Origin of the sequence: Xenorhabdus japonica (assembly GCF_900115195.1) — a bacterium.
GTDB classification, from domain to species: domain Bacteria; phylum Pseudomonadota; class Gammaproteobacteria; order Enterobacterales; family Enterobacteriaceae; genus Xenorhabdus; species Xenorhabdus japonica.
The window spans coordinates 1-19,902 of record NZ_FOVO01000019.1 but is presented as its reverse complement, the minus strand read 5'-3'; the positions used below and the strand labels follow the sequence as shown (position 1 = coordinate 19,902).

The following is a 19,902-nucleotide window of genomic DNA, read 5'->3' as shown; positions in this document are numbered from 1 at the left end:
TAGGTAATCTTATCTGATTAACCGCATTATCAGCTGAAAATCAATCAGAACAACTCATGGCTTTCACCATTCTCAGTCACTGTTGTTCCCACATCTGGTACGGCATATTCCGTCGGCTGCGTGCCATCAATAAAATACTCTTTGCGGGTATTACCGCTACCGTCAGATAACTTACCTGTGGTGCGATCAATCGTGACAGAAACAATGCCAGTAGGCGGTTCGATCTTCTGTTCTGGAACACCTTCCAGCGCGGCTTTCATAAAATCATCCCAAATAGGTTGAGCCGTCTTCGCGCCTCCTTCGCCTTTGAAGGCCGGAGTCCGCCCTAGGCTTCGACTATGTTCATCGAAACCAATCCAGGCCGTCGCCACCATACCTGGACCATAACCAGAAAACCACGCATCTTTAGAACTGTTGGTTGTCCCTGTTTTGCCACCAACGTCACGGCGTTTTAAATCACGGGCAGCACGCCAGCCCGTCCCCATCCAACCCGGCTCACCAAAAACATTGGTATTCAAGGCATCATGGATAAGAAACGCCAACGGTGTACTGATAACGTGTGGAGCATACTGTTGGTCATCCGCATTAATAATTCCCAGTACGCTCTCTAATTCTGGTTGAGGCGGCAAGACTGAATTTTGCGAAATATCAGAGTGAGCCACGTTCTCAATGGAATCTTCAGACAATTCGATGGAACGTACTGTTTCACCATAAATTACCGGAATGTTTTCACATTGTGGGCAAGCAATTTTAGGTTTCGCTTCAAACAGCACTTTCCCTTCATCATTTTCAATTTTGCTGATGAAATAAGGATCAACCAAATACCCCCCGTTCGCCATCACTCCATAGCCACGTACCAACTGCATTGGTGTAAAGGAAGGAGACCCCAGAGCCAAAGATTCTGTACGTACAACATTTTCCCCCGGAAAACCAAAACGCTTCAAATAATCCGCAGCGTAATCAACTCCCATAGCACGCATGGCACGAACCATCACCACGTTTTTAGATTGTCCCAACCCCTGACGCAAACGAATTGGCCCATCGTAAGTCGGTGGTGAGTTTTTCGGACGCCAATCCGTCCCGGCTCCGGCATCCCAACGGCTGATAGGCGCATCATTCAACAATGAGGCCAACGTCAGCCCTTTGTCCATTGCCGCGGTATACAGGAATGGCTTGATATTGGAACCTACCTGACGCAGCGATTGTGTCACACGGTTAAATTTACTCAGTTCAAAATCAAATCCACCCACCAACGCTTCTATCGCACCATTCATCGGGTTGATGGAAACCAGAGCCGCGTTAACTTCTGGGAGTTGAGCCAACCACCAAACGTCATTGACTTTTCTGACCCAAATTTGTTCACCGACCCGAATGACTTCATTGACACTACGTGGCACAGCCCCTTGCAGACTGTCAGTTTTGAATGAACGCGCCCAGCGAACACCCGCCATCGTCAAATCAACTTTACTGCCATCCACCAGCATAGCCTGCGCCTGACTGGCATTGGTTTTCATCACAACGGCAGGCAACAGGGGACCATATTTGGGCAAGGTTTTCAGCTTATCGATAATCTGGGTTTGGTTCCATTCCGGCTGATTGGCTTTCCATAACACTTCCTGAGGGCCGCGGTAACCATGACGAACATCATAGTCAATTACATTGGTACGAACAGCATCAACAGCCGCCAACTGAGATTTGCGCGTGATGGTGGTATAAACCTTATAACCATCGGTATAAGCATTTTCACCATAACGGTTAATCATTTCCTGACGAGCCATTTCGGTTAAATAAGGCGCAGAGAAAACAATCTGTGGAGCATGATAACGGGCAACCAATTTCTCTTCTCTGACTTCATCATATTGACGCCGAGTGATATATCCCTCTTCCAGCATCCGCCCCAAAACTATGTTGCGGCGACTGACCGCTCGATCATAGGAATAAAGCGGGTTAAACGTTGAAGGCGCTTTCGGTAACCCGGCAATCATCGCCATTTCACTCAGTGTCAGCTGATTAACACTCTTGCCAAAATAGACATGGGCCGCAGCACCAACGCCGTAAGCCCGATAACCGAGGTAGATCTTGTTGAGGTATAACTCAAGGATTTCATCCTTAGTTAGCAATTGTTCGATCTTAATCGCCAGAAATGCTTCTTTCCCTTTACGTATCAATGTCTTCTCTCGACTGAGAAAAAAGTTTCTCGCAAGCTGCTGAGTAATGGTACTCGCCCCCTGAGAAGCATGACCAGAAGTCATCACCACCGAAACAGCACGAATAACCCCGATGGGATCAATACCGTGGTGTTCATAAAAACGGCTATCTTCTGTGGCAATAAAAGCTTTCACCATTAAGGGAGGAATTTCTGACAAGGTAAGGGGCAAACGACGTTTTTCACCATATTGGGCTATTAATTCGCCATCAGCACTGAACACCTGCATCGGTGTTTGTAGTCGGACATCCTTTAAAGTCGCAACATCTGGAAGCTGTGGCTCGATATATTTGTACAAACCAAAAATCGAAGCGGTTCCCAAAAAAATGCAAACAACTATAAGGATCAAAAAATACTTTATGAACTTCACCTGAGATTTCTCACGCCATGTTAATCGGGCAGTTTATAAACGATCAGTACGTAGTATAAAAGGCTTAGTGTAAAGGAATTAGTGTAAAGAGATTAGTATAAAGGCTATACAACGCTATGAATATGACCTTTCATCAATACCACTTTCATAAATAGCGGCTTTTCATTAGGTTTTTGTTAGCCTTAGGTTCGTAGATAGTAGTAGTTAGTAAATAATAGTTAGTAAATAGTAGATAAGGAGATCTCTACATGTATCCACCTAAATGGTATATCGGACTGGATATCCAAGATCATTACATCCGCGCCCTTGCCGCCATTAAACGCCGTGACGGCTGGCAACTTCGGCATTGCTGGCAATATCACCTATCCAGCGAAATTATTTCAGGTGGGCGGCTACAAGACCCTGAAAAATTACGTCATATTTTAATGCAATGGCGAAAAATATTACCTAAAAATCCTAGCTTAAGATTAGCACTCCCTGTTCAGCAAACTTTGCAGCGACAGATAACCTTGCCTAACCATACTGCCTTGCAGGAGCCGGAACTCGGCTGGTTTGTACATGCCAATGCCGAAAAACAATTTCCTGTCAGTGACCTGGCGTTGGATTATCGTGTTCATGGTCAGCAGATTTGTATCAGCGCAACCCGTCAAAAAGATCTCAATCTCTGGCTGAATCTGTTCGCAGAGCTCAATTTATCCCTTGATGCCATTGATATTGCACCCTGCACATTGCGCTATATAGCCAAACTTGCAGGAGTGCCTGATGACAGTTGGTTGATTCACAAACACATTATGGACTGGCTATGGGTTGCCCCTGCCAACCAACCTTTCAGTTATGGATTAGTGGCTTCCCCATCCAATTCCCATCTGATTCAGATCATCAATCAGCTTCCCATGACTCAAGAGACTGAAAGTTATGCAATTTATTATAGTGATGAAGAGCAAGCGACATCAGTAAAAGCGGCGTCAACAATATCAACACCGACAACAACATCAATAAAGTCAGTCAATATTTGGCAACTCTTGATGGCATTCCGTCATTATCATCCTCCATTACCAGAAAAAATGAATGCGTTCATTATTGCCGCAGGTTTGGCGCTCAGGCCGAGTGATCAGTAATGTATCAAGTCAATTTTTTACCTTGGCGGCAGAAAAAACTGAAACGGCAATGTCAAGTATGGGGGGCACTACTTTGCTTACAACTTGCGTTGTGGGCAACCGTATTGATGTTCATTTCTACGCTGCAAATAAACAAAATGCGACAATATCGCGGACATTTAACGGAAATTACCCACCAATTGGCTGAATTACAACGATCAATCAAAACAACAGACCAAGCAGTGCATCATCATCATCAATTGTCACAGCTATTACGGAAAAAACGAATATTCATGGAACAGAATCAACGCTATTTACAGCTATTTCGTCAACTTCCCCGTTTGTTACCAGAAAACAGTTGGCTAACTGCATTTAGTGATGACAGTGGGCAATTAATTTTTACTGCCCACAGCCAAAACTATACAGATATCTCCGATTTATTGGATAACCTGACTGACGACACTTCGCTTATCAATGTACAGCTAAAAAAAATGACCACAACGGAAGATCATTTCAAAGACTTCACTATTGATGCAAATTGGTCGATGGGAGAATCCGATGAGAAATAATTACGTTGAAGGGTTTTCTCAGCCATGGTTTTATAAACAATGGTCTTATAAGCAATGGTTTTATCGACCTTTCTGGCAGCAGTTTGCCTTGCAGCAATTACTTATCATTTCACTGCTGTTGGGGTTCTATTTTTTGGTCTGGCAGAAAAATCGGCTCGAAATTCACGCTCTTCAAAGCAATATCAAGGAGCAGCAACACAATGCGGTACTATCTCAACGAAGGCTTGCTGAACTGCCATCTCTGCCTGAAACCCAGCAGCAGATTCTGCGAATGGCGGCAAACCTTGATCAAAACAGTTATCCTTCACTAAGGCATATATCCCCCAAAAATATTTCCCCCCAAAATACGACCATACTCAAACGGTTGCATATACCGCTAATCCGCTCTGGCAGCCAGCTAATGGAGTGGAAAAGCCACAAAGAAAACGAGAAAATTTTCTGGCATATCATGCTGTCACTAGATTATGACCAATTTCTCCATTTCTTAAATGAAATTCAAAAATTGCAGCCACCGTTACTGATTAAGCACCTCACGATTACTCCAGCCGATGGCAGCCTGACAGTTCGCATGGTGTTTTCAGATCTTGCATTGCCAGATATGGCTGTATCAGATGTGATCCTACCCAATGATGCACTCCCTGATCCTACTTATGAGGAGAAATCATGAATAACGGTTCTTTGATCCTCCTGACCTGCCTCTTACTACCCATATTCGGTTTTGCCGCAGCCACAGAAAGCTTCATAGCAGAAAACCATACCGGAGAAGAACCAGATTTCGAAATGTCAGTAAGAGATCCATTCCAACCCCCTATATACTCTACAGAGAACGAAACTGACTTTTCCTTAACAGGACAAAATGAGCAAGAACAAGAGATCGAATATCAGGTAATTGCCCTGCAATATGCCGATGCTGAACAAATAGCAGGGCAACTACAGAGAAATCAGCCTGCACTACTGACAAAATGGGGGAAAATTGAACACGATCCCTTAACCAACAGCCTGATTCTGGAAGATAAATTTGATGCGATTACCCGTATTAAAAATTGGCTGAAAGAAGTCGATACCCCACAACAACAAGTACAAATTACTGCCCATATTGTAACCAGCAGCAGAGAGGCCCTGCATGAATTGGGTATTCACTGGGGAATGAACGCAGATCCACAGAACCAATCAGTGGGTCTGAACCGCCTGAATCTACACCAGCCTGCGGGTAACCAGCGTCATAGGCTGGTACTGAATACCGCCCGCATTCATGCAAACTTGCTAGAGCTGGAACTCAGCGCACTGGAACAGGAAAGCCAACTTGAGATTATTGCCAGCCCACGGCTAACAGCCTCACATCAGCAACCAGCCAGTATCAAGCAAGGTTCTGATATCCCTTATGTCGTTCAGGATAAGGACAAAACAACCGTTCAGTTTAAAGAAGCGGTATTGGGCATGGAAGTAACACCCCATATTTTGAGGCAGGGAAAAATCCGGCTCGCGCTGAAAATCAGTCAGAATGCTCCCGGTTTCCCCATTAGTCAGGGAGGAAATGAAAATCTGGCCATTGATAAACAAGAGATCATAACTCAAGTTACGATTCGAAATGGAGAAACCCTGATTCTCGGAGGGATCTTTCAACAGAAAAAAACCACAAGTTTGCAAAAAGTTCCTTATCTGTCAGATCTTCCTCTATTGGGAGCATTATTTAACCAAAAAGGAGAACAACATAGCCGAAGGGAACTCGTAATTTTTATTACACCTCAATTGACCGATATTTAACCAAAGAAAAAAATATAGCATAAAAATCAATCTATTAATAAATATTATTATGTTTTTTCTGCCAAATAGCCCGCCATTTTTCTTGGTCCGGCCTGTTTATGGATTTGACGCTGAGAGTAATTTAGCATACAAGGATTAACTAATTGAGTGAGCAGATCTAATATCACAAGCAGGAGTCTATACCCAATAGATTTCGAATTGCAGCGCAGCAGCAGGGAGCACACCCCCATAAACATAGATAACTCTATGTTTATGGCTATGTAGTTTATAGCTGATATCGTTTATAACTGATATCGTTTGTAACTGTTTATAACTACGTAATAGAGGTAAATTAACGCAACCAACGAAGCAGTAATTTGAAAGATGGAAGGTAGATACAGTAGGCACTCAATCAGCCAGCAGAAAGCATGAACCAGATGGCTTAGGTTTGTGCCAGATTTATATAGTTGCAATACAGGCTGATGTGCTGAGATAATTTTCCTATCTGATCTCACATTCTCACTCATGAGGTTTCAGTTTAGGTCCCGCGGCTAATATCTGATTGGCGGGGCGGGTTATCATTAACAAACAGTCTTAGTAATACCAAAAACATGGCAGAGAAACGCAATATCTTTCTGGTTGGGCCTATGGGTGCCGGCAAAAGCACTATTGGTCGTCAGTTAGCTCAGCAACTCAATATGGAGTTTTACGACTCTGATCAAGAAATTGAGCGACGTACCGGAGCTGACGTGGGCTGGGTATTTGATGTGGAAGGCGAAGAAGGCTTCCGCGACCGCGAAGAAAAAATAATTAACGAACTGACTGAAAAACAAGGCATCGTATTGGCTACTGGGGGGGGTTCAGTTAAATCAAAAGAAACCCGCAATCGCCTGTCTGCCCGTGGTGTGGTCGTCTATTTAGAAACAACCATCGAAAAACAGTTAGCTCGTACCCAGCGCGATAAAAAACGCCCTTTACTTCAAGTTGATGCACCAGCACGAGAAGTTTTAGAAAATTTGGCTGATGAGCGTAATCCTCTTTATGAGGAAATTGCTGACGTGACTATTCGCACAGATGAGCAAAGCGCCAAAGTCGTTGCTAACCAAATCATTGAATTACTGGAAAAAAACTGATTATAGCGAGTCCGCATAGCGGCAAACGTTAAGGCAAAAGCTGATATGGAACAAGTGACTGTTACGTTAGGTGAAAGAAGCTACTCAATTACCATAGCCGAAGAGCTATTTTCTGACAATGAGGCATTCAAGCCCCTGCAAGCTGGTCAACAGGTCATGATAGTGACCAATGAAACGCTTGCACCTCTGTATCTTGAACAGGTGAAATCCACATTGCAAAGAATGGAGCTTCGGGTAAATGAAGTTATCTTGCCTGATGGTGAACAGCACAAATCACTTTTTGTGCTCAATGACATTTTTTCCGCCTTATTGGAAAATAATCATGGTCGTGACACAACCCTTATCGCTCTTGGTGGTGGTGTAATCGGTGATATGACGGGGTTTGCCGCAGCTAGTTATCAACGCGGCGTTCGTTTCATCCAAGTACCCACCACGCTACTCTCTCAGGTTGACTCTTCCGTTGGTGGAAAAACAGGAGTCAACCATCCCTTTGGCAAAAACATGATAGGCGCTTTCTACCAACCAGCTTCTGTTATTGTCGATCTCAATTGCCTGAAAACATTGCCTGCTCAAGAGTTATATTCAGGTCTGGCCGAAGTTATTAAATACGGCATCATTCTGGATGGTGAGTTCTTTAGCTGGCTTGAAGAGAATATCGAGAAATTACTGGCCCTCGACAGCCAAGCAATGGCCTATTGCATCCGTCGTTGCTGCGAACTCAAAGCGTTGGTTGTGGCGGCTGATGAGCAAGAACGCAGTGGAATGCGTGCATTGTTAAATCTCGGTCATACCTTTGGGCATGCGATTGAGGCTGAAATGGGTTATGGCGTCTGGCTACATGGTCAAGCAGTTGCTGCGGGTATGGTGATGGCCGCAAGGGCATCTGAACTTGTCGGCACATTCTCAAAACAAAATACCCAACGTATCATCCACTTGTTGGAGCGAGCAAAACTGCCTGTCAATGGCCCTGAGGCAATGTCTCCTGATGCTTATTTACCTCATATGATGCGTGACAAAAAAGTTTCTGCTGGGAAATTGCATCTGGTACTGCCAACAGCCATCGGGGAAGCAAAACTCCATTCTGATATTGGGAAGGATGTTATATTGGGCGCTATTAGTCTATGTCAGTCATCTCCCCGCTAGATGCACGATGATTCCCAAACAATTCCAACTTACTGCTTTGGCATTAAATGAGATTCACTGCTAAAGCGGCGAGTTAGAAGATGAAGATAATGTCTGAATATGGCAGAATTTGCGCTGAGAATAAAAGCTGCATGATGAATTATTCTCTAGCTGTTATGCTACAAAATAGCTACATTATCAAATAAAACACCATCGGTTTTAGTTAGATCAGGCTGCCAAACCTCTTAAATAACAATTGGCAGTATTATCTCTGTCAGGAGGGGCATATGGACGAATTAAAATCAGAAAATAAACAAAAAACAGAAAATGAATTAAAGCCAGACACTTCTGATCGAAGCCCTCAGCGATCCAAAAAGCAATTCAATCAACCAAAATTAGCAGTATCCCGTCAACAAATGATGATAGGTATTGGCATTCTGGTACTTTTGATTCTGATTATTGCCATCAGTTCTGCATTAAAATCCCCTACTGAGTCTGAAAAACAGCCATCTTCAAATGCAGCAGAAAAGAGTATGAATCTGCCTGGTTCTTCTTCACTTTCTTCTAATTCTTATGGCAGCGAGCAGAAAAAACTATCAGAGCCAGTAAATAATGGTGTACATGAAATCAGCCCGCCACCAATTAATAGTACGCCTATTAATAGTACTTCGGATAATAGTACTTCGGGTAATAGCACTGCAACGGGTGGTTATAACCAACGCATAGAGTTACCCGGCGATATTTCCGATGCTTTGAACCAACAACAAAGTAACATTAACAATTCAGTTCAAAACAACCTGACACAACCACAGGTCAAACCAACGGTAACCCCACCTGTTGAACAGAAAAAATCGGAGAAGGTTGCATCACATGATCTGGAAAAAACTAAAAAAGAACATAAGGTCAGAGAAGGTCATCACGCCAAAACAACCGATAAACATGTGACAACGAACCATCAGACCAATGGCAGGGATCTGCTGAAAGCACCTGCAAACCGATTCACAGTCCAATTGAGTAGTGCCAGCCGTTCTGATACCTTAACCGCTTTCGCGAAAAAGAATAACCTTATTAATTATAAAGTTTATGAAACTAAACGCGACGGCAAGACATGGTTTATCTTGATCCACGGTAATTACAGTTCTGTTTCTGATGCTAAAAGAGCTATTTCCTCACTCCCTGCGGAAATTCAGGTCAAAAAACCTTGGGTCAGAAAACTACAACAGGTTCAGCAAGATCTGAAAAAATAAAACTATTTTGATTAGGCGCTGATATGCTGTCCTAAACAGAGTACAATCTGCGGCTCTGAAATTATTGAATAGCTAATTTGACGGCATGAAAAAAAAACGCGCTTTCTTAAAATGGGCCGGTGGAAAATACCCCTTGGTAGATGATATTAAACGTCATCTGCCAGAGGGCGATTGCTTGATTGAGCCATTTGTTGGCGCAGGCTCGGTATTTCTGAATACCGATTATGATTCTTACATTTTGTCAGATATCAATAGTGATCTGATCAACCTGTACGACACCGTAAAATCTCGTGCGGATGAGTTTATTAATCATGCCCGTCCATTATTTTCATCGGAGTTCAACACTTCCGAAAACTTCTATCGCCTGAGAGAAGAGTTCAACAAAAGCAAAGATCCCTTTCGCCGCAGTATGTTGTTTCTTTACCTGAACCGCCACTGCTATAACGGTCTTTGTCGCTACAATTCTCGAGGTGAATTTAACGTTCCTTTCGGGCGCTATAAAAAGCCCTATTTTCCTGAAGGTGAGCTTTACTGGTTTGCAGAAAAGTCCCAAAAGGCAACTTTCATCAGCCAACATTACGAAATTGCATTGAACAATACCCCAAAAGGCTCAGTGGTTTACTGTGATCCTCCGTATGCCCCACTTTCAGCTACGGCTAATTTTACAGCCTACCATACAAATAGTTTTAATCTCCTTGATCAGGAAAATTTGGCGAAGATCGCCTATCATCTCTCGTCTAGAAAAGGCATTCCGGTACTCATATCTAATCATGACACGCCGATGACACGGGAATGGTATCACCAGGCTTTCCTCTACATTGTTAAAGCCCGCCGGACAATAAGTAGAAATATTCTTGCCCGAAGTAAAGTTGATGAACTTTTGGCGTTATACTGCCAGAAGTAATTGAGGTTTCCAGCCCCTGAAATTTCGGGGATAAAACAATGAATTGGAGAAGATGATAATGAAGAAAGACTTTCTGATTGCCCCATCCATTCTATCCGCAGATTTTGCCCGATTAGGTGAAGATACCGCTAAGGTTTTGGAAGCAGGTACTGATGTTGTACACTTTGATGTCATGGATAACCATTATGTGCCAAATCTGACTATTGGCCCAATGGTCTGTCAAGCTCTGCGCGATTATGGCATTACAGCACCGATTGATGTTCACCTAATGGTAAAACCTGTTGATCGCATTATCCCTGATTTTGCCAAGGCTGGTGCAACCTATATCACTTTCCATCCTGAAGCAAGTGAGCATATCGATCGCACACTGCAACTCATCAAAGAACATGGCTGTAAAGCGGGTTTAGTCTTCAATCCAGCGACTCCCCTTAGCTATCTTGATTATGTATTGGATAAACTGGATGTAATTCTGTTGATGTCCGTCAATCCAGGTTTTGGTGGTCAGTCTTTCATCCCAGAAACACTGAAAAAACTGCGTCAGGTGCGCAAAATCATTGATGACAGCGGATATGATATCCGTCTCGAAGTTGATGGCGGTATCAAGCCCAATAATATTGCCGAAGCAGCTCAGGCGGGCGCTGATATGTTCGTTGCTGGCTCTGCTATTTTCAGTCAGCCAGATTATAAAGCGGTTGTTGATGAGATGCGCCGCGAATTATCGAAGGTAGCATAATGAAAAATGACGTCGTGAAAGGAATTCGTGCCATTGCATTTGATTTGGATGGCACCCTGGTGGACAGTGCCAGCGGTCTGGCTGATGCATTGGATCAAGCCTTGATTACCAAAGGATTACCCGCAGCAGGTAAAGAACGAGTCGCTATCTGGATTGGTAATGGTGCTGATGTCATGGTTGAACGTGCATTGAAGTGGGCAGGTGCAGATCCTTCTCCCGCATTGCATAGCGAAATGCGCAAATTGTTTGATAAATTTTATGAAGCTAGCGTAACCACAGGCAGCCAACTGTTTCCTTATGTAAAAGAGACTTTGGCAGAATTTGCAAAACACAATTTGCCTATGGCGATTGTCACGAATAAACCAACCCCTTTTATCGCCCCATTGCTGGAATCATTGGGTATCAGTGAATACTTTTCATTAGTACTGGGCGGTGATGATGTTAAGGAGAAAAAGCCTCATCCCTCACCTCTATATTTAACAATGGGGATGTTTGGCTTACATAAAGAAGAATTGCTTTTTGTCGGCGATTCCCGTAATGATATTTTGGCAGCACAAGCCGCTGGTTGCCCTTGTGTTGGCTTAACCTATGGGTATAACTATGGAGAATCGATAGCATTAAGCCATCCAAATTATGTATTGGACCATTTTCCGGATTTACTCCCAATTATTGGACTATCCACTTTGAAATTATTATCCACACTGAAAAGACAGGAAGCTTAATAAAATGAATGAACCCACTGTAATGAAACCAAACTCCCAAAAACCTATTGTATTCAGCGGCGCACAACCCTCCGGTGAATTGACCATCGGTAACTATATGGGGGCGTTGCGTCAGTGGGCTAAAATGCAAGATGATTATGATTGCATCTACTGCATCGTTAACCAGCATGCCATTACCGTGCGCCAAGATCCCAATGAACTGAAAAAACGCACGTTGGATACGCTGGCTCTTTACCTTGCCTGTGGTATTGATCCAAAGAAAAGCACTATCTTCGTTCAGTCACATGTTCCACAACATTCTCAGCTAAGCTGGGTATTGAACTGCTACTCCTATTTCGGTGAACTAAGCCGAATGACTCAATTCAAGGATAAGTCAGCCCGTCACTCAGAAAATATCAATGCCGGACTGTTTGATTATCCTGTTCTAATGGCCGCTGATATTTTGCTTTACCAAGCCAATCAGATCCCTGTGGGCAGTGATCAGAAGCAGCACCTTGAATTGAGCCGTGATTTGGCACTGCGTTTTAATGCTTTATACGGCGATATTTTCACTGTTCCAGAGCCATTTATTCCCAAAGGCGGCGCTCGCGTGATGTCATTGCAAGATCCGGACAAGAAGATGTCAAAGTCCGATGATAACCGCAATAACGTGATTGCTCTGCTGGAAGATCCTAAGTCTGCTGCCAAGAAAATAAAACGCGCGGTTACCGATTCTGAAGAACCACCTCGTGTACGTTATGATTTGGAAAATAAACCAGGTGTTTCCAATTTGCTGGATATTCTTGCTGGCGTAACAGGCAAAACAATCGCTGAATTAGAAGCAGAATTTGAAGGCAAAATGTACGGTCATTTGAAAGGGGCTGTTGCAGATGCTGTATGTGAAATGCTGACAGGCTTACAAGAACGTTACCATCATTTCCGTAATGATGAAGCATTACTTAACCAAATCATGGCAGAAGGAGCCGCTAAAGCACAAGCTCGTGCTCAGGCAACCTTGGATAAAGTCTATGAAGCGGTAGGCTTACTAGCTCATCCATAAGCTTATCCATTAATAGGGTATAAATGCCAAAGGGTATTCATTCATCCTTTGGCATTATTATTACACTTTTCCATGCGTCACCTTTTACATTACCAAAAGCAATTCCTAATGTTATATCAATATCTTCAAATTTAGCTTTTTTTAACACTGCGTTATTGCTTTTTTTAATTTCACATCAGAATCTAAATAAATATCCCCCTCTGCATATAAAATAACAAGACGTGCTATATCACTAGCCAGCGTATAGTTATGATAATATCCATTAATATTGCGATAAAAAATCGATTCTAAAACAAGAAAATTTCTGGTTAATGATTTAAAGGCTTCATCTATCTCCCTGATAAAAAAGCATTGTGCTTTATTACTCCTATATTTTCTTCATTTTCTGTGGATTTTTTTCTTCTGATTTTATCAAATTCACACCCAAATACCTCACCACAATTTTTGTCATGGTTATAAATTTATTTATAATCAACAGCTTACTACTTACCTATAAATTAATTTCAAAGCCAGTAGTTTCCGCTTTCATTATAATGATATTTCCTATAAAGATTTTTGATATATTATTCCAAGTTCAAAAATAATGTATTTTATTTGGTATTTTCACATTACCTCATCTTTAAAAAAAACGACAGGTTATATTAATAATGTTACTTCAAGAGTCACATGGAAAAATTTAATTATGGATAGCAGGTTGGAATTAATATTTATTATCAAATTTAATGTTTTATTTTCTTTATCATAAAAGTATTTTTAATATTTAGAATATGCAAGAAATTATATTATTTGAGATATTTATTTTAATCTTTTTGACTCATGATGTTGTGATTAACATCACGTTAAGAATATGATTACATCATGAATAGATTGCATTAATTACCCAATAAACGACGATTAAAATCCTCAATTTTTCCATGCAATATGCGTTTTTGCATCATCAGATTCCAACTGGCAGATAATCCAGCAGCCCCCATTAAACGACGATATTGTTCTTCATCAAATGGATAATGAAAAGCAATGGAGATGGCTTCCTTAACAGAAACATCACTATTACGGCTTAACAGTTTTATCGGTTCGCCCGCACTTACCAAACCGGAAGAGATAACACGGTATAACCAGCCACAATGCCCATTATTTTGCATTATCGCAGCAAAATCTCTAATATTTGTAATAAGATTGAGTTTAAAACATGGAGAACGTGGCTGAGTAACCTGAATCAGAGTTTCACCCCACTGGAGAATATCGCCAATATAGACATTATCTTCCGTCATTCCTTCTGTGGATATGTTTTCACCAAACAAAGGGGATACAAATAATTCCATCAATTCAGGAAATTGCCTTTTCCAAAATAGGTAATGCTCTCTTGGATAATGACAAAGAGCACGATCAGAGCCACCATGAAAACGAACTTCCGCTTGTTCATCACCTTCCAGTCCAAGAGAGGTTAGCTGTAGACTACCATTTACCACTAGTTTATTAATTGCACTGTAACCCAATGTTTCTGATGATAATATTTTGCCTCTATATACTTGTGGATAATACATTTTTATTTCCTCTCAATGAGCTAGTAAAAATGAACAAGCATTACTCAGACTCAGGCATAATAGCCAAGATTATGCACAATAAAAATGCCGATCACGATCATGACCAGCATTATTGTGAAAAATAATAGAATGAATTACTTAATTTTTTCTTCGTAGCGTCTTGTCGCTTCGTCCCAGTTTACGACGTACCAAAACGCTTTGATGTAGTCAGGACGACGATTCTGATATTTCAGGTAATAAGCATGTTCCCACACATCCAAACCCACTATAGGGTAACCGGAAGCACCGGCTATCTCTTCGCCCATTAGTGGGCTATCCTGATTAGCTGTTGAAACAACAGCAAGTTTGCCATCATCTTTCAGCACCAACCACGCCCAGCCAGAGCCAAAACGAGTTGCTGCCGCTTGTTCAAATTTTTCCTTGAAATTGTCAATACTTCCAAAATCACGCTCAATAGCCGCTTTCAAAGCACCATCCAATACTGTGCCCAACTTTAATCCTTTCCAAAACAGGCTATGGTTTGAGTGCCCACCCGCATTGTTGCGAATAAAAGTGCGTTTATCAGCTGGAATTTTATCAAGTTGCTGGATTAGGTCATCAACACCCAGTTTACTTAGTTCTGGGAACGCTTCCAGAGCGGTATTCGCGTTAGTGACATACGTCTGATGGTGCTTAGTATAATGAATTTCCATCGTCTGTTTGTCGAAATGAGGCTCTAACGCATTATAGGAGTAAGGTAAAGAAGGCAGTGAATAGCTCATATCATATCTCCAGTTGTTTAGAATATATAAAGCTCATACCTGAACAACACTATTATTAATAGTGAATTGCTATTATAGTGAATTGCACGATAATGAAAATGATTATCAATTCTATGAATTCACTATGGTTTCCTTTGTGAGCCCACGTTTCACTGTCCCATTAAACTTAAAATCCAATCAATATCGATTTGATGAAATATTTATCCGTTATAAAAACCAATAACCTTATTTAATTTCAACCAAATACATTGTACTAAATGATAATGCCATGAAATTCATTCTCTTTATTGCGTGATCTTCCGCGCAAAAAAGAAACAAAAATTCTTCTTACACTTTAGTTAACCTTGTTTTGACATAGTATTAACAATTGCAAGGAGATAAAAATATGACTCAAATAATCAAGCATCTTATTCCTGCTGATATTGCAGATACGGCATTGATAAACAAACAACAGTACCTACAAGACTACCAATGGTCATTACAAGATCCTGAAGGATTCTGGGGGGAAAAAGGTAACATAGTTGATTGGATTAGACACTACACCAAGATCAAAAACACTTCTTTCGATCCTGGGCATATCAGCATCCGCTGGTTTGAAGATGGCACTCTGAACTTAAGTGCCAATTGTCTTGATCGCCATTTGCAAGAGCGTGGCGATCAAACTGCCATTATATGGGAGGGAGATAATCCCGCAGAATCCCGACATGTTACGTATCGGGAATTACATCATGACGTCTGCCAATTCGCTAATGTGTTGAAAAAAATAGGGATAAAAAAAGGCGATGTCGTTGCCATCTATATGCCAATGGTGCCAGAAGCTGCCGTTGCAATGTTGGCCTGTGCCCGTATTGGGGCGATCCATTCTGTAATCTTTGGTGGCTTCTCCCCTGATGCCATCTCTGGCAGAGTTATCGATTCCAATGCCAAGCTCGTTATTACCGCAGATGAAGGCTTGCGGGCGGGTCGAACCATCCCATTGAAAAAAAATGTCGATGAGGCCCTGAGTAATCCAGACGTCACTAGCGTGACAAATGTGGTTGTTTTCAAACGTACCGGAAATATCAAAAACTGGAATAATGACAGGGACTTATGGTGGCAGGAGCTGATAAAGAGTGTTAGTACTGAGTGCCCCGTTGAAGAGATGAATGCCGAAGATCCACTATTCATCCTTTATACCTCAGGCTCTACCGGCAAACCTAAAGGTGTTCTACATACGACGGGTGGCTATTTAGTCTATGCGTCTTTAACTTTCAAATACACATTTGATTATCGTTCTGGAGAAATTTATTGGTGCACAGCCGATATAGGATGGGTAACAGGACATAGTTATCTACTGTATGGGCCATTATCCTGCGGTGCCACAACCTTAATGTTTGAAGGTGTTCCCAACTATCCTGATGTTAACCGTCTCTGTCAGGTAGTCGACAAACATAAAGTTAATATCCTTTATACTGCACCAACCGCTATCAGAGCATTAATGGCCGAAGGTGATAAAGCAATAGAAGGCACAAAACGCACATCATTGCGCATTATGGGTTCTGTTGGTGAACCAATTAATCCAGAAGCATGGGAGTGGTATTACCAAAAAATAGGTAATAGTAAATGTCCTATCGTAGATACATGGTGGCAAACCGAAACTGGCGGATTTATGATTACGCCACTACCGGGTGCTACTGATCTCAAAGCAGGCTCTGCTACTCTGCCATTTTTTGGCATCAGTCCGGCATTGGTTGATAATTCAGGAGAAATTTTAGAGGGAGAGTGTGAAGGCAATCTTGTCATGACGGACTCTTGGCCTGCGCAGGCACGAACTCTATATGGCGATCATGAACGTTTTGAACAAACCTATTTTTCTACCTTCAAGGGAATGTATTTCAGTGGTGATGGCGCTCGACGTGATGAAGATGGCTATTACTGGATAACAGGCCGTGTTGATGATGTTCTGAATATTTCAGGCCATCGTTTGGGAACCGCAGAAATTGAATCAGCTCTGGTTTCATTCCCTAAAATAGCTGAAGCTGCCGTTGTGGGTATCCCGCATCATATCAAAGGGCAAGCTATTTACGCTTATATCACGCTAATTCATGGTGAAGAGCCTTCTCCTGAACTGTATACCGAAGTCAGAAATTGGGTTCGTAAAGAAATCGGGCCGATTGCAACACCCGATATCCTTCACTGGACAGACTCTCTGCCCAAAACACGTTCCGGGAAAATCATGCGGCGTATTTTGCGCAAAATAGCTTCTGGTGATACCAGTAATTTAGGAGATACCTCCACTCTGGCCGATCCGGGAGTCGTTGAAAAACTGCTGGAAGAAAAACAATCTATCAATATGTCGTAAAACTATTTTCGTAAAACTATGTCGTAAACCATGTCGTAAAACATATAGGCCGCTGCAAAGCGGCTTGAATAACGTGTCACCAAAAGCGCAAAGCTATGCAGGGACGTGGCGAATGGTCATGAATTCCCTTGGATACGGCTATCCGGTATCTGGCATCTTGTGCAGTACTTAAGGTGTACCGTTTCAAATCAACAAGGAGATACTCTAATGAGTGACGACATTTATCAAGAGATTGAGAATAATCCTCGCTTTAAGGAATTAGTTAAGAAGCGGGGACGTTTTGCTTGGCTATTATCCATCATTATGTTAGTGCTTTATGTTGGTTTTATTTTTCTTATTGCTTTTGCTCCTGAATGGCTTGGAACACAACTCCATGAAAGCACCAGTATGACGCGGGGGATCCCCGTAGGGATCGGCATCATCTTTATTTCTTTCATATTGACAGGAATTTATGTAGTGAGGGCAAATGGTGAATTTGATCGTCTGACCTCAACTATTCTCAATGAGGTGAGAAAATGAAAAAAATCGTATTGTTATCAATACCTCTATTTTCCTCCCTCTTTTCTATCATAGCTCAAGCAGATGCCATTTCAGGTAATGTAGAAAAACAACCCTTGAATATTCAGGCTATTGTCATGTTCCTGTTATTCGTCGGGTTAACTCTTGGCATTACTTATTGGGCTTCAAAGAGGACTATTTCACGCTCAGATTATTATACCGCAGGTGGGCGTATCACTGGATTCCAGAATGGTATGGCGATAGCTGGTGACTATATGTCCGCAGCCTCTTTTTTAGGAATTTCAGCACTAGTTTATACTTCTGGCTATGATGGGCTGATTTATTCCATTGGCTTTCTAGTCGGATGGCCAATTATTCTATTTCTCATTGCCGAGAGATTAAGAAACTTAGGGCGTTACACCTTTGCCGATGTCGCTTCTTATCGACTGAAACAACGTCCTATCCGTACTTTATCCGCAATCGGTTCATTAGTTGTTGTTGCGTTATACCTAATAGCTCAGATGGTTGGGGCTGGAAAACTCATCGAGTTGCTATTCGGATTGAATTATTACGTCGCTGTTGTCTTGGTCGGTATTTTAATGGTGCTTTATGTATTGTTTGGCGGAATGCTGGCAACAACATGGGTTCAGATTATTAAAGCAATTCTGTTGCTGGCAGGGGCAACATTCATGGCTCTGATGGTCATGAAAGCTGTTAATTTTGACTTTCATACCTTATTTAAAGAGGCTATTGCGGTGCACTCTCTTGGGCCAGCCATCATGAGTCCTGGAGGATTGGTATCTGATCCTATTTCTGCACTCTCTTTAGGATTAGCATTAATGTTCGGTACTGCGGGATTGCCACATATCATCATGCGGTTTTTTACCGTCAGCGATGCTAAGGAAGCCCGTAAAAGTGTTTTCTATGCAACTGGGTTTATCGGCTATTTTTATATCCTAACTTTTATTATCGGATTCGGTGCAATTTTATTGGTCAGTGCTAACCCATCGTTCAAAGATGCAACTGGGGCATTAGTTGGTGGTACAAATATGGCAGCCATCCATCTAGCAAGCGCCGTTGGCGGTGATTTTTTCCTTGGCTTCATCTCGGCAGTTGCTTTTGCCACTATTTTAGCTGTAGTAGCAGGATTAACATTGGCAGGCGCTTCAGCAGTATCCCATGACCTCTATGCTAATGTAATCAAAAGGGGACATGCTAATGAGCGAGATGAACTAAAAGTCTCCAAGATTACCGTCGTTATTCTGGGGTTAGTTGCTATTGGCCTAGGGATATTGTTCGAAAAGCAAAATATTGCTTTTATGGTCGGTTTGGCATTCTCCATTGCTGCAAGCTGTAATTTCCCTATTATTTTATTGTCAATGTACTGGAGCAAGCTGACTACACGTGGAGCGTTGGTTGGCGGATGGTTAGGGTTACTGACAGCAGTTGTGTTAATGATTTTGGGTCCTACGATTTGGGTTAGCATTCTTGGTCATGATAAACCAATTTATCCTTATGAATATCCAGCTCTGTTTTCTATGTTTATAGCATTTGTTGGTGCTTGGTTATTTTCGATTACGGATACTTCGGAACAAGGAGCACAGGAGAGGGTAATGTTTCGCAGCCAGTTTATTCGTTCACAGACGGGGATCGGAATCGAACAAGGAAAAGCGCATTAATTCATACTATTTTTAATTCCTGTCTTAATCTCAGTATTCAATTTCCAAAAAATCCCCAATGCAAAAAAGCCACCCGTGACCGGATGGCTTTTCTGTCTGATTGACTGTCTGGCAGTGTCCTACTCTCACATGGGGAGGCCCCACACTACCATCGGCGCTACGGTGTTTCACTGCTGAGTTCGGCATGGGGTCAG

General features: G+C 42.1%; 18 protein-coding genes and 1 rRNA gene. 14 read left to right on the top strand and 5 right to left on the bottom strand.

The genetic code is table 11. From position 1 onward, the window contains the following. Nucleotides 1–44: 44 nt before the first annotated feature. Nucleotides 45–2,576 carry a peptidoglycan glycosyltransferase/peptidoglycan DD-transpeptidase MrcA gene (gene mrcA / locus BM135_RS09040; protein ID WP_092519429.1) on the bottom strand — a complete coding sequence of 844 codons (2,532 nt, stop codon included), beginning with the start codon at nucleotides 2,574–2,576 and terminating at the stop codon, nucleotides 45–47. Between the two features lie 248 nt (nucleotides 2,577–2,824). Between mrcA and pilM the strand changes: the two genes are divergently transcribed. The 11 genes from pilM (at nucleotide 2,825) to trpS (ending at nucleotide 12,885) form a co-directional block, all read left to right on the top strand. Continuing rightward, entirely contained in the window at nucleotides 2,825–3,694 is an 870-nt protein-coding gene (pilM, locus tag BM135_RS09035) for a type IV pilus biogenesis protein PilM (RefSeq protein ID WP_092519428.1), read from the top strand. Continuing rightward, a complete protein-coding gene (locus tag BM135_RS09030; protein ID WP_092519427.1) occupies nucleotides 3,694–4,242 on the top strand; it encodes a PilN domain-containing protein in 549 nt (182 codons plus the stop codon). Before pilM ends, BM135_RS09030 begins: the two co-directional genes overlap by 1 nt. Continuing rightward, entirely contained in the window at nucleotides 4,232–4,909 is a 678-nt protein-coding gene (locus BM135_RS09025; RefSeq protein ID WP_245737350.1) for a hypothetical protein, read from the top strand. Before BM135_RS09030 ends, BM135_RS09025 begins: the two co-directional genes overlap by 11 nt. After that, nucleotides 4,906–6,006 (top strand): type IV pilus secretin PilQ, encoded by a 1,101-nt coding sequence (gene pilQ / locus BM135_RS09020; RefSeq protein ID WP_092519426.1) that lies wholly within the window; start codon nucleotides 4,906–4,908, stop codon nucleotides 6,004–6,006. The genes BM135_RS09025 and pilQ overlap by 4 nt, the downstream gene beginning before the upstream one ends. A 590-nt stretch (nucleotides 6,007–6,596) precedes the next feature. Next, nucleotides 6,597–7,118, top strand: a complete 522-nt coding sequence (aroK, locus tag BM135_RS09010) for a shikimate kinase AroK (protein ID WP_038237472.1) — start codon at nucleotides 6,597–6,599, stop codon at nucleotides 7,116–7,118. Nucleotides 7,119–7,163: 45 nt separating this feature from the next. After that, nucleotides 7,164–8,261 (top strand): 3-dehydroquinate synthase, encoded by a 1,098-nt coding sequence (gene aroB / locus BM135_RS09005; RefSeq protein ID WP_092519424.1) that lies wholly within the window; start codon nucleotides 7,164–7,166, stop codon nucleotides 8,259–8,261. A 266-nt stretch (nucleotides 8,262–8,527) separates the two neighbouring features. After that, on the top strand, nucleotides 8,528–9,487 hold the full coding sequence (locus BM135_RS09000) for an SPOR domain-containing protein (protein WP_092519423.1): 960 nt from the start codon (nucleotides 8,528–8,530) through the stop codon (nucleotides 9,485–9,487). A gap of 85 nt (nucleotides 9,488–9,572) precedes the next feature. Then, the gene (dam, locus tag BM135_RS08995) at nucleotides 9,573–10,391 is read left to right on the top strand and encodes an adenine-specific DNA-methyltransferase (protein WP_092519422.1); all 819 of its coding nucleotides are present in this window, start codon (nucleotides 9,573–9,575) and stop codon (nucleotides 10,389–10,391) included. 58 nt (nucleotides 10,392–10,449) lie between these two features. After that, entirely contained in the window at nucleotides 10,450–11,124 is a 675-nt protein-coding gene (rpe, locus tag BM135_RS08990; RefSeq protein WP_092519421.1) for a ribulose-phosphate 3-epimerase, read from the top strand. Beyond that, nucleotides 11,124–11,846, top strand: a complete 723-nt coding sequence (locus BM135_RS08985; protein ID WP_092519420.1) for a phosphoglycolate phosphatase — start codon at nucleotides 11,124–11,126, stop codon at nucleotides 11,844–11,846. The genes rpe and BM135_RS08985 overlap by 1 nt, the downstream gene beginning before the upstream one ends. 4 nt (nucleotides 11,847–11,850) lie before the next feature. Continuing rightward, nucleotides 11,851–12,885 (top strand): tryptophan--tRNA ligase, encoded by a 1,035-nt coding sequence (gene trpS, locus BM135_RS08980; protein WP_092519419.1) that lies wholly within the window; start codon nucleotides 11,851–11,853, stop codon nucleotides 12,883–12,885. A 141-nt stretch (nucleotides 12,886–13,026) separates the two neighbouring features. Here the strand turns inward: trpS and BM135_RS17955 are convergent, their stop codons facing one another. From BM135_RS17955 to sodA, 3 genes are all read right to left on the bottom strand, one after another. After that, nucleotides 13,027–13,218, bottom strand: a complete 192-nt coding sequence (locus BM135_RS17955) for a glycosyltransferase (RefSeq protein ID WP_422646120.1) — start codon at nucleotides 13,216–13,218, stop codon at nucleotides 13,027–13,029. A 539-nt stretch (nucleotides 13,219–13,757) separates the two neighbouring features. Next, entirely contained in the window at nucleotides 13,758–14,429 is a 672-nt protein-coding gene (gene yiiM / locus BM135_RS08970; protein WP_092519418.1) for a 6-hydroxyaminopurine reductase, read from the bottom strand. A gap of 134 nt (nucleotides 14,430–14,563) precedes the next feature. Further along, nucleotides 14,564–15,190, bottom strand: coding sequence for a superoxide dismutase [Mn] (sodA, locus tag BM135_RS08965; protein ID WP_092519417.1), 627 nt, complete (start codon nucleotides 15,188–15,190; stop codon nucleotides 14,564–14,566). 385 nt (nucleotides 15,191–15,575) lie between these two features. On the opposite strand from sodA, the gene acs reads away from it, so the two are divergent. From acs to actP, 3 genes are all read left to right on the top strand, one after another. Next, nucleotides 15,576–17,531, top strand: a complete 1,956-nt coding sequence (gene acs / locus BM135_RS08960; RefSeq protein WP_092519416.1) for an acetate--CoA ligase — start codon at nucleotides 15,576–15,578, stop codon at nucleotides 17,529–17,531. A gap of 207 nt (nucleotides 17,532–17,738) precedes the next feature. Continuing rightward, a complete protein-coding gene (locus tag BM135_RS08955; protein WP_092519415.1) occupies nucleotides 17,739–18,050 on the top strand; it encodes a DUF485 domain-containing protein in 312 nt (103 codons plus the stop codon). Further along, on the top strand, nucleotides 18,047–19,708 hold the full coding sequence (gene actP, locus BM135_RS08950; protein WP_092519414.1) for a cation/acetate symporter ActP: 1,662 nt from the start codon (nucleotides 18,047–18,049) through the stop codon (nucleotides 19,706–19,708). Before BM135_RS08955 ends, actP begins: the two co-directional genes overlap by 4 nt. 106 nt (nucleotides 19,709–19,814) lie before the next feature. Here the strand turns inward: actP and rrf are convergent. Then, nucleotides 19,815–19,902, bottom strand: a 5S ribosomal RNA gene (gene rrf / locus BM135_RS17950); the annotation flags it as partial.